This is a genomic window from Nonomuraea sp. NPDC003709, from assembly GCF_040610775.1.
Taxonomy (GTDB): Bacteria; Actinomycetota; Actinomycetes; order Streptosporangiales; family Streptosporangiaceae; genus Nonomuraea; species Nonomuraea angiospora_A.
In genome coordinates, this window is record NZ_JBEXMW010000006.1 from 53,662 (window position 1) to 67,093 (window position 13,432).

The following is a 13,432-nucleotide window of genomic DNA, read 5'->3' on the forward strand; positions in this document are numbered from 1 at the left end:
GGGTCTGTCCTCTCTAACAGCCGCCTCCTCAACCCCTCCGCGGCACACGTCCCCCAGGCCGCGAGCTTTCATCCGGTACATCGCACTCCGTGCCGGTTTGATAGCTGAGATGACTCTTGTTGCCTGATCTTGCGAAAGTTACGCTTTGCCCGTTTGGTCGGTGCTCCAGAGCCGCACGAGTCAGGACTTCTGCCGGGTGGGGTGGAGCGACGTTTGATCCTTCGCGGGGTCCCTCGTTGTGGTTCGGAGCGTGACGGCGTATGCGCCGGATTTTGTCGTGGGCACGTTCCCCCTTAGCGGGTCTTGCTGTCACTGTTTTCTCGATGCCGGGCTTGCTGACGTTAGCGGTCCAGCCGGTGGCGGCGGAGGTACAGCAGCCGACGGTAGATATTTCACAGCAGGAGACGACGGCTGGGATCCCGCAGCAGCAGAGATGGGCCTTTGGCGTCGCGCCCGTGCTGGTGGACTCTTCGGTCACGCAAGCGGGACAAGACGCTTTCCTTAAGAGACAGGCGTCGACCCAGCCGCCCGGCGAGGCGCTGGGGCCGGACAGGTTGTACGCCGGCCCGCCGGCCCTGGTGGGTGAGGCACCGGAGGTGCGGATACCGCGGGACGGAGTGGAGCGGAACCTCGCTTCCAGGGCTCCTGAGCGGCAGGCGGCCACGATGGCGGCCGATCCGCCAGCGCTGTGGGAGACGCAACCGGAGAACGGCATTCAGAGTGACACCTTGACCCCGCAGCTCCGGCTGGAGGCCTACGGCTCCGGCTCGACCCCCATTTGGGAGGTCGGCCTCCAGTACGAGATCTGTGAGGTGACCAACACGGGCGGGACGGGCTCGTGCACCACCTCGCCCTGGAAGGGGTGGACCGAACCGTACTGGACGGTGCCCGCCGGCACGCTGAAGTGGGGCAAGACCTACACCTGGAAGGCTCGGGCGCGCGACAACACCAGCGGCGCGACCAGCGAGCGGACCGGCATGTACTTCACTACCGGTGTCCGCCAGCCGCTGGTGAGCTCGCTGCTGGCCACCAGCGGGGTGAACGGTCAAGAGTTCCACCAGATGGTCGGCAACTACACCACCGCCGTCACGGACGCATCAGTCGCTGCGGCGGGATCGGTTCCGCTGAGCGTGGTGCGCTCCTACAACAGCCTGGACCGGCAGGCCAAGGCCATGTTCGGCGCGGGCTGGTCCACACGCTTCGACACGCAGATCAAATCCGAAGGCGGGACGCCTGAGTCGCTGCTGGTCACCTACCCCGACGGGCGGCAGCTCAGGTTCGTGCAGCAACCCGGGAAGAACGCCTATCAGTCGCCGCCCGGCATGTACTTCACGCTGACCAAGCAGACCGGTGGCGGCTGGAAACTGATGGACAAGCAGTCCACGGTCTTCGACTTCGACGCCCAGGGTCGCCTGCTCAAGGTGGCCGATAGCCGGGGACGCGGCCAGCAGTTGAGCTACACCGACGGCAAGCTCACCAAGGTCGTCGCGGACGGCGGGCGTTCGCTGACGTTCGCCTGGACGGGTGATCATGTCACCGCGGTGTCCACCGACCCGGTCGACGGGGCGCCGCTGACCTGGAACTACCAATATGACGGCGATCGGCTGGCGAAGGTGTGCGCCCCCGGGCAGGACACCACCTGCACCGTTTACACCTACGACAGCGTTTCGCGCTATCGGGAGACGGTGCTGGACTCCCGTCCCGTCAACTACTTCCGGCTGGGTGAGGTTCGTACCAGCGGCACAGTGAAGTGCCTTCCCGACGAGGTGTACACGGTCGAGTGCAAGAGCTTCGGCAGCGGCGTCTTGACTGGACAGCCCGGCGCGCTGTCCGGGACGACCAACGCGGCGGCCACCTTCCAGGGCAGCGGGCGCTCCTCCTATTTCGAGACTTATCCGATGCTGCCCAAGCTGGGCGCCCAGATGTCGGTTGAGGCCTGGTTCAAGACCACGAAGTCCGGGTTCATCTACTGGGCGCAGCAGGGCGGGTACTCGCAGGGAGGATGGAACCCGTCTTCCCCCGGGTTAGGAGTTCCCGGCCTGTACGTGGGTACGGACGGCAAGCTGCGCGGCATGCTGAAGATCGCGGGAGCCGAGAGCGGCGCCACTCCCGTGACCTCGCAGCAGGCCGTCAACGACGGACAATGGCATCACGCGGTCATCACAGCGGCCAACAAGGTCACCACGCTGTATGTGGACGCCACGGCCGCCGGAACTCAGCCCTTCGGCGTGGAGGACACGAGCTGGGTCAACGGCTCCCTCATCGGCACGGGCGCGGCCGACTCGAGCCTGCCGGGCACACCAGCGAATGTCACCCAGCCGAGCGAATTCGGCTTCCAGGGCTCCATCGACGAGGTCGCCTTCTACAACCGCGCCCTGACCGCGGCGGAGGTGCGCACCCACTACGACGCGCGAGCGGAGGCGGCGCTCGCCCTGTCGAAGATCACGCTTCCGTCTGGTCGTACCCGGATGTCGAACACGTACGACCCGGCCAGCGGGCGGCTGAGCACCCACACCGACTCCAACGGCGGAACGTGGACGATCGGCGTTCCCGTCCTCACCTCCACCAACTGGAAAAGCGCGGTCACCGTCATCGACCCGCTCCAGAACGACCTGAAGTTCGAGTACGACCCCCGGCGCGGCTACCGGCCAGTGTCGGCAACCGACCAGCTGGACAAGAAAACCAGCCTCACCTATGACACGGGCGGTTTCCTCTCCGAAATCATCGATCCGAACACCAACAAGGTCACCCGGACAAACGACGAACGCGGCAACGTCATCAGCACCACCACCTGCCGGACCGCGAGCAATTGCCAGACGGTCCGCACCCAGTACTACCTCAACACCGCCAACGAGTTCGACCCGCGCAACGACCGCGTGACCAAGATCCGCGATGCTCGCTCGGCCAGCGCCACCGACAACACCTATGCCACCGCGTATGAGTACAACAGCTACGGCGAACTGACCAAGCAGACCACCCCGGCCACCCTCGACTTCCCCAGCGGCCGCTCCACCACCGTCACCTACACCGACGGGACCGAGCCGGCCATCGGCGGCGGCACCACCCCGGCCGGTCTGGTCAAGACGCGCAGCGACGCCAAAACCAACACCACCTCCTTCGGCTACACCGCAGCGGGGGATCTCGCCGAGCAGACCGACCCCGGCGGGCTGATCACCCAGCGGGAACACGATGCTGTGGGGCGGCTGCGCAGCCAGACGCAGATCTCCGACGCTCAACCGGCCGGGGTGAAGACCACCTTCACTTACGACGATGTGGGCCGCCTGGCGACCCAGACAGCGCCGGGTGTGAAGAACGAGATCACCGGCGTGGTCCACACCGCGCAGACCGGCTACACCTACGACGAGGACGGCAACACGCTCACCGCCACCGTCAAGGACCTGACGGGTGGCGACGCGGAGCGGCAGACCGGCTACACCTACGACGCCTACGGCCACCGGGAGACCGTCACCGACCCGGAAGGCGGCATGGTCCGCACCGGCTGGGACACGCTCGGCCGGCCATCGACCGTCACCGACCAGGTGGGCGCGGTGTTCGGCTACACCTACACCGAGCGCGGGCAGCTGGCCAGCACGAAACTGAAGAACTGGACCAGCAGCCCGGTCAACCCGCAACCGGCCACCGAGATCACGCTGGCGTCGTACTCCTACGACGACGGCGGCCGGCTGGCCGCCCAGGCTGATGCGATGGGCCGCAAGACGTCCTACACCTACTTCGGCGACAACCTGCTGTCGCAGGTGATCGGCGACGACGTCAAGCTGAACGCACCTGCCGAGCCCGCCAAGGACGTCGTGCTGGAGCAGAACACCTACGACGCGGCGGGATATCTGAAGACGCAGACGATCGCAGCCGACCCCGTTTCCGGTACCGCGGTCGCCAGCACCGACTACGTCTACGACGCCGCCGGCCGGCTGACATCGCAGACCTTCGATCCGGGCCCGGCGTCCGACCCGGCCAAGCTGGCGCGCAAGACGGCCTACAGCTACGACGCCAACAACAACATCACCGCCACCAAGCTCTCGGCCGCGGGCACCACGCGTGTCGAGACCACCGAACACGCCTACAACAACGAGAACTACCTCACCGCGACCACGGTGAAGAACGACGCCCAGGACCTGACCCAGACCTGGAAGGTCGACGATCGCGGCCTGGTGGAAAGCATGGTCGACCCACGCGGCAACACCGCCGGCGGCGACCCCGGCGCCTACACCACCAGCTACCGGTATGACGCGTTGGGGCGTCTGGTCGAGCGTAAGGCCCCGACCGTGCAGATCGAGAAGAACGGGACCGCGCAGCCGGGCCGCCCGGCCACCCGCTTCGGTTACGACACCGCAGGGCAGCAGACCCACACGATCGACGCCGAGGGACGGCAGACCACCTCGGGCTACGACCGGGCCGGCCGGCTGACCTCGACGACCGGCGCCCCCTACACCCCGCCGGGCGGAACCGCCGTCACCCCCACGATCTCCTACGCCTACGATCCCGCCGGCCGGCTGATCAAAACCACGGACCCGCGCGGGTATGCCACCAGCGTCGAATATGACGCGCTGGGCAACGCCGTCCGCGTCACCGACCCGCCCGCCGGCCCGGGACAGCCAGCCGGGCAGTGGATCAGCGAGTACGACCTTGTGGGCGAGGAACTGGCCGCCATCGACCCGACCGGGGCACGCACTCAGGCCACCTACGACGACCTGGGACGGCAGATCACCCGCACCACCATCGAACGCAAACCCGCCCAGGCGGCCTATACCACCAGCCTGGAGTACAACAACGCCGGCGACCTGACCAAGGTGACGCTGCCTGGCCCCGGCACCAAGACCACCAGCACCAGCTACACGGTCAACGCCGCGGGCGAGGTCATCACCGAGACCGATCCGGCGGGCAACATCACCCGCTACGGCTACGACCTGGCTGGCCGCCCGGCCAAGACCACCGACGCCGAGGGCAACGCCACCGCCGCCGACTACGACCTGGCCGGCCGCCTGACTGGCCTCAAGAGCCTGGACAGCACCGGCGCGAGCGTGCGCACCGTCGGCTACGGCTACGACGCCGCCGACAACCTCACCCAGATCACCTCCGGCGAGGGCCACATCACCCGGCGCACCTTCGACGCCAGCAACCTGCTGACCCAGCTCCTCGAACCGGTCGCCACCGGCGAGCAGATCACCACCAGCTTCGGCTACAACGCCACCGGCCAGCGCACCCGCCTGACCGACGGCCGCGGCAACGCCGCCTGGACCAGCTACAACACCCTCGGCCTGATCGAAACCCTGACCGAACCGGCCACCACCGCCCACCCCAACCTGACCGACCGCACCTGGACCCACCTTTATGACGCGAGCGGCAACGAGACCGCGCTGATCAAACCGGGCGCGGTACGCTTGGACCGGCAGTACGACGCGCTCAACCGGCTCACCAAGGTCAGCGGCTCCGGGGCAGGTATCGTCGTTGAGGACAAGACCTACGGCTACGACCTAGCCGATCGGGCCACCACCGTCGGCGACCAGACGCTCGAATACAACGACCGCAGCCTGTTGACCAAACGCAGCACACCGGCCGGGACCAGCACCGCCTATGCCTACGACGGGCTCGGCAACCCCACCCAGCGCGCCGACGTTACCGGCACCACCACCTTCACCTGGGACGACGACAACCGGCTCAAGACCGTCACCGACCCGGTCAGCGGCCGCACCAACACCTACGACTACGACAAGGCCGACCGGCTCAAGACCATCACCTCGGCCAACCCGGCCAACACCCAGGCCTACACCTACGACGCCCTGGACCGGCCCCTCACCCAGACGCTGAAGAACAGCAGCGGCGGCGAACTCGCGAAGATCACCTACGGCTGGGACAAGGACGACAACCTCACCAGCAAAACCAGCAGCGGCCTGGCCGGGGCCGGTACCAGCACCTACGGCTACGACCACGCCGGGCGCCTCACCTCCTGGACTGCCCCGGACGGCACCACGACCGCGTATGAGTGGGACGCCGCCGGCAACCGCACCAAAGCAGGGGACAAGACCTACACCTACGACGAACGCAACCGGCTCACCTCCGGTGACGGCGCCGACTACAGCTACACGGCGCGCGGTACGCTCGCGTCCCAGACCAAGAACGGCACCACCCGCTACCTGACCTTCGATGCGTTCGACCGGCTCATCAACGACGGCGACGCCACCTACACCTACGACGTTTTCGACCGGCTGAGCAGCCGTCAAAGCGCGTCCGGTCAGCAGCGGTTCGTCTACGCCGGGCTCGACAACGACATCGTCGCTATCACCGACCAAAACGGGATCGTCCAGTCCAGCTACGGCCGCGATCCGTTCGGCGACCTGGTCAGCGTCAAGGACGGCGCCAACCCCGCGCTCGGCGCCTTCACCGACATGCACCAGGACCTGGTCGGCACTTTCTCCGGCACCGCTCTGGCCGCCAGCACCGCCTACACCCCGTTCGGCGAGGTCGCCGCCCAAACCGGGACCAAGACCAGCCTCGGCTACCAGAGCGAATACACCGACCCCGACACCGGCAACGTCAACATGCACGCCCGCTGGTACCAGCCGGGCACCGGCGCCTTCACCAGCCGCGACGACTGGACGCTACCTTCCAGCCCTTCCGCGCAGGCCAACCGCTACATCTACGGCAACGCCAACCCCCTCGCCTACCAAGACCCCACCGGCCACGCCCCCTGCCCCGGCACAGAGGAGTGGCGCAAGCAGAATGTCGCATACCACCGTGGCGACCCCGCCTGCGGGGGCAAGGGCGGTAGTAGCGGTGGCGGTAACAACGGCGACAGCGGAGACCGCAGCAACGGCAATGGGCGAGGTGGCACTCCAACTACTGCAGAACCCACCGAGCGCTCTGAGCGCCGTCCCTCCGGCAATCAGCCCAGCCAACCCGCTAGCCCCGAGCCTAAGAGCCCCAGGCCTAAGACACCCGAGCCTAAGAGCCCCAAGCCTAAGACACCCGAGCCTAAGACACCCAAGCCTAAGAGCACCAAGCCTAAGAGCCCCGCGTCCAAGCCAGAGCTTCCCCGCGGCGGCCCCACAGATGATTACATCGACCTCAGCAACGCCCCCATTGCCCATGTCGGCTCAGGGGGCGGCTCGGGAACGCCTGTTACTGCTCTCCCTGCTGGCGGCACGCCCAGCAGTGGGACGCCCACAGTCACCCCCGTCGATCTGCCTAGTGGCGATCTTCCACCCGGCTGGACCCCTCCGCTCCAACCGCCGAACGAATTCTGGCAGGGAGCAGCCGACACAACTGCAGGAATCTTCCAGGGCGTCTGGGATATGACCTGCATCGTCTGCCACCTCGTACCAGGCTTCGGCGATCTCCCGCAGCTTCCTTCTCAGGCCCTCTTCGGAACAGACCCCACATCACCCGAATACCAAACCGGACGTTTGGCCCCCGGCATACTCTCCATGTTCATCGCACCTGAGGTGGGACCCACCCGGCCCGGAGTGGCCCCCAAGATCGGTGGCAGAACAGCTGGCAGGACGCAGAGTCCTCCGTGTCTGAATAGCTTCGCAGCCGGTACGCAAGTTCTCATGGCCGACGGAACTCGGAAAAACATCGAGGACGTCGAAATCGGCGATAAAGTACGGGCCGCCGATCCAGAAACAGGCCAGACTGAGGCCAAAAAGGTGACAGTCGTTCATCGGAATGTCGACACCGACATGACAGACGTCACCATCAAGACCGCTGATGGACAGCGGAGTGTGCTCCACACAACGGTGGAGCATCCCTTCTGGAACAGCACGCGCAAGGCATGGGTGAATGCTGGCGATCTGCGTTCTGAGGACGTGCTCCACACGTCCGATGGGCGACCCGCTGTCGTGGTCGAGGTGCGCGCCTTCGGCTCATCGCGGGTGATGTACAACCTGACGGTCGCTGACATCCACACCTACTTTGTGTTCGCGGGCAACATCCCTATCCTGGTTCACAACGACGGCGAGGAACCCGACTGGCTGGCCGAGCTCCGCAAGAGTTGGGATCCTGGAAACGCAGACGACGACGGTTACCATGCGCCGTCCAGCCGTGTGGAGCAGGACAAGGACTTCAAGCGTGCGGTTAAGGAGATCCAGCGCAATATTGGCCGAACCCTTTCCAAGGCGGAGGAGCGCCAGCTTCATGATGAGATCACCAAGCGTGGTTACGGCTACGATCGCATCGTTGAAGAGGGCAAGAACTTGTTCAAGGGGTGCTGATGCCAGAGTTCGATGATTTGCTTGAGTTGATCCATGGGGCGACGCTGACGGCGGTAGGTCGGGCGGCGGATCTCGGAATCCTTGAGTTCGCCTCGGCGACTGGAGACGGGGAGATTTTTCTCCATCTGCAGTGCCCTTTCCGGATCCTATACGGCGGCGATCTGCTCATCGCTTCCGGCGACATGGGCTATCCCAGCACTACGGCAGGTCCAAGGCCGACTGATCCTCCGGGAGGATCCGTATTCGATGAACGGTCGTTGATGCTCAACCAGGCAATCGATCGGATTCGTCCCATGGTGACCAAGGCAACTGTGGAACTTCAGGGGCTATTGGTGGTTGAGATGGCACCGGCGTTTCTCTTGCAAGTCTTCCCAGACTGCTCAGGACGAGTCGAGATGTGGCGCCTTTTCGCTCGTGGAAGCTCTGTCCACTATGGGTTTCCGCCCGCCGTATTTACCGAGTGAGGTGTACCTCCAATCCCACCGGACCCACGTCCAATGAGGTAATCCCAGCAGGCAGATCGGGGCGATGAGGAGCAGTTCGTAACCGACGTGGAGGAGTCGTCGTTCCCCTGACATGGGCGTGGAGTCCTCGATAGGAACGGATCGTTCACATACGGTCACCATCGAAGGACTCCACGTGATTAGCTATCGTGCCATCCTCGACGTCCCGCGGGAGCTGATTTCCTATCTTTCCAAGCTCCTGCGCCACGAGCGCCGCTAGCGCGGCACCCGCAAGAGCACTCGCAAGAAGACCACCTGGTGGCAGGCCGTCTTCGGGCTGGTGTGGTTCCGCGACGGCGGCGACATCACCAACCTCGGACGCGGCTTCGGCCTGTCCTGATCGAGCTCCTACCGCTACCTCCACGAAGTCATCGATGTCCTGACAGAGCAGGCACCCGACCTGGAGTCCGCCCTGGATCACGCCCGCTCCACCGGCCTGCCCCACCTGATCATGGACGGCACCCTGACGAGCATCGACCGGGTGGGCGAGAAAAAGACCAGCGTGAAGGGCAAGGACATCGACGCCTGGTACTCCGGCAAAGCCCACGCCTTCGCCGCCAACCTCCAAGCACTCATGACACCCTGCGGTTTCCCGATCTGGATATCCGACGCAATGCCGGGCTCGACTCACGACGTCACGGCCGCGCGAGAACAGGTTCTCGCCACGATCCAGCCCTATCTCAAGGACATGCCGGTGCTGGCCGACACGGGCTATGAAGGTGCCGGTATCGGCGTCCACGTGCCGGTCAAGCAGCCTGCCGACGGGCGTGACCTGGACGTTGACACACGTACCAGGAACGCACTTCTCCGGGCTCTGCGCTGTTTGGGAGAACGAGGCTTCGCCCTTCTGGAACAGCGCTGGCGAACCCTTCAGCATGTCTCCCTCAGCCCCAGCCGAGTTGGCGACATCGCAAAGGCCGCTCTCGTTCTCACCCACGTCGAGCACGGCAAGGTCGCGTGAAAGTCGCTGGGATTACCTCAATGAGCCGAGCCGATGAAGGTCAGGTCTGCACTCGAGATGGGGGACGGCGGCCTCGCGCGTCAAAGAGAGCGCCTGAGTCATCCACGCCAGCTGGCACATCACCCGGCACTGAATCATGGAGCGGCGGTTGCGAGCCTCCCTGACCTGAGGTAACGCCGCTACTTTGGGGCTCATCGCACGGACCCGAGCGGAGGGCTACCACCCCCACACCCTGAAATCCCGCAACCTCGCCTACGCCTACCAGGCGGCGGGGGACCTGGATCGGGCCATCCCCCTGTTCGAGGCCACCCTCGCCGACTGCGAGCGGGTGCTTAGCGGCGACCACCCAACGACGAAGGTGGTGCGAGCCAACCTGTCGGCGCTCAGGTAACCCGACGCTCGGATGCGAGCTCCGCTGGCGTCCTCTCATCGCTGGTGAGCTCGCGGGTCCGGCCGTTTTCGCGGAGCTGACGCAGGTCGGGGATGTGGTTGTAGAGCGTGCCCGGGCTGACATTGAGCAGCTTGGCGATCGAGGTGATGGAGTTGGCGGGGTTGGGCAGCATGTCGCGGGCGGCGCGCAGCAGCTCGGGGGTGATGACGGTGGGTCGGCCGCCGGTGCGGCCGCGGGCCTTGGCGGCGGCCAGGCCGTCGCGGGTGCCGGCGACGATGAGTTCGCGGATGAACTCTGCGAGGGCGGCGAAGACGTGGAAGATGAGCCGGCCGCCGGGGGTGGTGGTGTCGAGGTTCTCGTGTAGCGAGGTGAAGCCGATCTCGCGACGGCGCAGCTCGCCGACCATGGTGATGAGGTCGGCCAAGGAGCGCCCGTACCGGTCCAGCGACGGGACGACCAGGGTGTCGCCCTCGTTCAGGAAGGCGTGGCAGGCCGTCAGCTCGGGCCGCTCGGCGTTCTTGCCCGACTTCTTGTCGGCAAAGACGCGCCGGCACCCGGCCGCCTTCAGCGCGTCGAGTTGGCGTTCGAGGTTCTGCCCGGCGGTGGAGACGCGGGCGTAGCCGATGCGGATCTCGCTGCGGTGGGCAGGGAAGGCGGCCAGCGGGTCGGCGGGCAGCTCCAGGGCGTCGGTCACGCCCGCCATCCTCTCAACAAACAGTGCTTTGGGGTTGTTGAACCACCGAGGTTGTTGAACGAGTTTTTGAAGGCGTTTCGGGGCTCTGGAGCGCCGTTTTCAAGATCTTCAAAAAACGATCGTTAAATGAAGAGATCAGCCACCCTCCGACGCCTGATCGCCTGCTTCTCTCGTCCAGTAGGCGAGGTTGTTCCGGGTGTTCAGGGTTGGGGTGTTCGGTGCCGAGCACGCGTTCGCGGATGGGGAGCAGGGCGGCGTACTGGTCGCGGGCGGCGGCCGCGTCCCCCGCCTCCCCCGCCCAGCGGGCGAGGCTGCTCCGAGTGGTCAGGGTGTCGGGGTGTTCAGTGCCGAGCACGCGTTCGCGGATGGGGAACGGGGCGGTGAACTCCTCGCGGGCGGCGGCCGCGTCCCCCGCCTCCCCCGCCCAGCGGGCGAGGCTGCTCCGAGTGGTCAGGGTATCGGGATGTTCGATGCCGAGCACGCGTTCGCGGATGGGGAACGGGGCGGTGAACTCCTCACGGGCGGCGGCCGCGTCCCCCGCCTCCCCTGTGTAGTGAGCCAGCCTCTGCCAGGCGGCCAAGGCATCGGGGTGCTCGGGGCCTTGGGCGTAAAGGTGATGGGCGTGGATCTGGCGCTGGATGGTCAGGGCAGTGGTGTAGTTGCCGCTGGCCTCGAGATAATTGAGTACCTGCTCCAAGCCGGTCGAGGGGTGATCGAGGTGGACGGGTTCGGCTTCCTCGGCACGATCGTCGCGCGCAGCGTGCGCGGCGCCCAGGCCGCTGCGGCCGCCGCCGTCGAGGAACTGACCGGTCGCACGGTGACTGGCTGGGGCCCGGACGTCTCCAGCCGCTCCATCCACGGCGAGTTCTCTTGGTACCTGTGCACCCAAACCTCCTGACGCGTCAATAAGCATCATCCCAGGTCAATGCTGACACCATGGCGCCGAGCTCGGTGCTGGCGAGGCCTCTGCGGCCGCCGCGGCGTACCGTCACGGTCGTGACCCATCCGCCTGCTCCCCCGGCGTCCGGCCGACATCGCCGCAGACGCTTGCTTCCGCTTGGCCACGCACCTGGAGTTGCCGGCCCACCATGTGCGCGAGACCGCTCTGGAGCCGAGCGAGCATGAGCGCCTGGCCGCCGCGATGGCAGAGGTCCAGCGTGCATAACGCGGCTGCAACCTCAATCTCGGAGGGAGGCGCATGATGTCCTGGCGCAAGAAGAAGGTCGTCGAGGGTGTGGCCGTCGGGAAGGCTGAGGAGAGCATCCTGGGCACCCTGATTCTCTCCCCGTCGGAGAGCGAGCCTTTGGGAGATGCTCAGTCGTCGTGTGTGCGGAAAGCCGCTCATGGAGAGCCTGGCCATGCTGGAGACGGCGGGCTGGATAGAGAGCGCCTGGAAAGAACCCAAGGGCCAGGTCGGTCGCCGCTTCTATTGGCTGACTGATTACGGGTACCCTCTCGCCCTGCCGGCGGTGGGAAAGGACGGACCTGCCTCCCCCGGCGAGGAGTCGGCCGATGATGCCACTGGCAGGTAACGGAGTTAGCGATCGGCGGCTGGGAAGTGCCGGTCCAGGATGTTGGCCCACTGTCGTAGGACGACGAATCCGCCGTGGCCGTGGAACCGATCTCCCTGCACGACCGAACCCCCGGTCGGAACCGGGGGTTCCTCTTTTCCAAGGTCGTTTGAGGCGTGCTGCTGTTGATCGCCTGGCTGTGGTCGGTCTAGTCGGCGATCCTGGCGTATTGGTAGCTGGTCTGGCCGTTTTCGTCGCCGCTGTGCTGGCGGCCGACCAGGGCCTCGTTGGGGCGAGGCGGCGAAGAAGGAGTTGCTCTCGCCCTGGGAGTCGCTCCAGGACGGTGCGCCAACCCTGACTTGTTGCCCGTCGATGAGGATCAGGCCGCAGTAGTAGGTGGTGTTGCCGTTCTCGCAGTGGCGCGCGTCCGGGCGACCGCTGACTGGCTGGAGGCGGCCATCGAATCGGGGGACGTGAGCCTGGCCCGGTTGCTACGCGGCGAGTAACACCATGCCCTCCAGAGGCTTGGCGGCCAACGTCTGCGGGGAGCAGGTGCATCTGACTCCCACGAACTGCTCCTGTCAGCGGCGAAATGTCCTATGAATGTCCTGCTGGTTACCTGGCACCAAGCCTTCTTGGGCATTAGCGTAAATGACACGGGTGACGAAATTATCGGCATCTCCAGACATACGCCTGTCTTCAATCGCGCTGAACCGAATTGGCTGTCGCTTCTCTGCTGGGCAAGTAGTGGTCGCCTATTCCGGTTCCGCGCTTGATATGGCCGGCCGTATGACGAAGAAACGATGAAAGGAAGCGGAGAAATGAAGCGAAACGTCACCGGAGGAATTGCCATTACCGCGATCGGCGGCCTCGCGGCTCTGCTGCTCTCCGTCAGTCCCGCACAGGCCAAGGAGACGGCAGGTCACTGGTACGGCCCCTACTCCACTAAGGGAATTTGCGAATACTGGAGGAACGGTGTGCAGGCAGGTGGGACACAGACCCATCCCTGCTTTGATGACCAGGGCTGGTACTTCTGGGCAGCGTCCTGAGTGGTCAGTACTCCTGACCGCATGCCCATCGCCAGGCAGGCAGATTCCAGAAAGGTCCGTCCGGGGCACTGAGCCATCACCGTTGTTCCTCGTGT

The 13,432-nt window shown here is 65.6% G+C and carries 10 protein-coding genes; 7 read left to right on the top strand and 3 right to left on the bottom strand.

All coding sequences use genetic code 11. The features are described from left to right. The first annotated feature begins 323 nt into the window (after positions 1 to 323). Both ABZX61_RS19440 and ABZX61_RS19445 read left to right on the top strand, forming a co-directional pair. Complete coding sequence (locus ABZX61_RS19440; protein ID WP_355196241.1) at positions 324 to 8,228, top strand: polymorphic toxin-type HINT domain-containing protein; 7,905 nt, start codon at positions 324 to 326, stop codon at positions 8,226 to 8,228. Next, positions 8,228 to 8,692: a hypothetical protein gene (locus ABZX61_RS19445; RefSeq protein WP_355196243.1), complete on the top strand. Its 465-nt coding sequence runs from the start codon at positions 8,228 to 8,230 to the stop codon at positions 8,690 to 8,692. The genes ABZX61_RS19440 and ABZX61_RS19445 overlap by 1 nt, the downstream gene beginning before the upstream one ends. A gap of 145 nt (positions 8,693 to 8,837) precedes the next feature. Here the strand turns inward: ABZX61_RS19445 and ABZX61_RS19450 are convergent, their stop codons facing one another. Then, entirely contained in the window at positions 8,838 to 9,152 is a 315-nt protein-coding gene (locus tag ABZX61_RS19450) for a hypothetical protein (RefSeq protein WP_355196245.1), read from the bottom strand. A 30-nt stretch (positions 9,153 to 9,182) separates the two neighbouring features. Here ABZX61_RS19450 and ABZX61_RS19455 point away from each other — a divergent pair, with 30 nt between their 5' ends. Together ABZX61_RS19455 and ABZX61_RS19460 are read left to right on the top strand one after the other, a co-directional pair. Continuing rightward, a complete protein-coding gene (locus ABZX61_RS19455) occupies positions 9,183 to 9,692 on the top strand; it encodes a transposase family protein (protein ID WP_355196247.1) in 510 nt (169 codons plus the stop codon). A 184-nt stretch (positions 9,693 to 9,876) separates the two neighbouring features. Then, the gene (locus ABZX61_RS19460; protein WP_355196249.1) at positions 9,877 to 10,083 is read left to right on the top strand and encodes a tetratricopeptide repeat protein; all 207 of its coding nucleotides are present in this window, start codon (positions 9,877 to 9,879) and stop codon (positions 10,081 to 10,083) included. Here the strand turns inward: ABZX61_RS19460 and ABZX61_RS19465 are convergent. Further along, positions 10,076 to 10,777, bottom strand: coding sequence for a recombinase family protein (locus ABZX61_RS19465; protein WP_355196251.1), 702 nt, complete (start codon positions 10,775 to 10,777; stop codon positions 10,076 to 10,078). The genes ABZX61_RS19460 and ABZX61_RS19465 overlap by 8 nt on opposite strands. Positions 10,778 to 10,790: 13 nt before the next feature. Further along, positions 10,791 to 11,474 (bottom strand): tetratricopeptide repeat protein, encoded by a 684-nt coding sequence (locus ABZX61_RS19470; protein ID WP_355196253.1) that lies wholly within the window; start codon positions 11,472 to 11,474, stop codon positions 10,791 to 10,793. 12 nt (positions 11,475 to 11,486) lie between these two features. Between ABZX61_RS19470 and ABZX61_RS19475 the strand changes: the two genes are divergently transcribed. The 3 genes from ABZX61_RS19475 to ABZX61_RS19485 all read left to right on the top strand — a co-directional run bounded on the left by ABZX61_RS19475 (position 11,487) and on the right by ABZX61_RS19485 (position 13,337). Beyond that, on the top strand, positions 11,487 to 11,675 hold the full coding sequence (locus tag ABZX61_RS19475) for a hypothetical protein (protein ID WP_355196256.1): 189 nt from the start codon (positions 11,487 to 11,489) through the stop codon (positions 11,673 to 11,675). 1,029 nt (positions 11,676 to 12,704) lie between these two features. Further along, complete coding sequence (locus tag ABZX61_RS19480) at positions 12,705 to 12,794, top strand: DUF6192 family protein (protein ID WP_355196258.1); 90 nt, start codon at positions 12,705 to 12,707, stop codon at positions 12,792 to 12,794. A 315-nt stretch (positions 12,795 to 13,109) separates the two neighbouring features. Beyond that, positions 13,110 to 13,337 carry a hypothetical protein gene (locus ABZX61_RS19485; protein ID WP_355196260.1) on the top strand — a complete coding sequence of 76 codons (228 nt, stop codon included), beginning with the start codon at positions 13,110 to 13,112 and terminating at the stop codon, positions 13,335 to 13,337. Positions 13,338 to 13,432 lie beyond the last annotated feature (95 nt).